General features: G+C 45.7%; 1 pseudogene. It reads right to left on the reverse strand.

Annotated features, from left to right (window positions below):
- Positions 1-420 (reverse strand): annotated as a pseudogene (locus tag GJV03_RS21350) (acetyl-CoA C-acyltransferase); the annotation flags it as partial.

Here is a 420-nt window from a genome sequence, read left to right on the forward strand (position 1 = left end):
AGCTTCATTCAGTTCAATCACATCCATTTGCGCTAAACTAAGATCAGCTTGTTTAAGCAGTTTCTTGATTGCAGGCGCGGGTGCAAAGCCCATAATTCGTGGCTCAACACCTACCGTGGTTGCTGCAATAATTTTGCCACGTGGTTTTAATTGGTATTTTTCTACAGCTTCATCTGAGGCGATCAATAACGCTGCTGCACCATCATTAATCCCAGACGCATTTCCCGCCGTGACCGTACCATCAGCTTTGACCACTCCTTTAAGTTTTGTCAGTGCAGCTAAAGTGGTTGATGCACGTGGATGTTCATCGGTATCCACAAGCACAGCATCACCTTTACGCTGTGGAATAGTGATGGGCACAATCTCATTTTTGAAAAAGCCTTGAGCTTGTGCTACCGCGGTACGTTGTTGGCTGTTTAG

The sequence above is a fragment of the Acinetobacter sp. RIT698 genome, assembly GCF_009668065.1.
GTDB lineage: Bacteria > Pseudomonadota > Gammaproteobacteria > Pseudomonadales > Moraxellaceae > Acinetobacter > Acinetobacter guillouiae.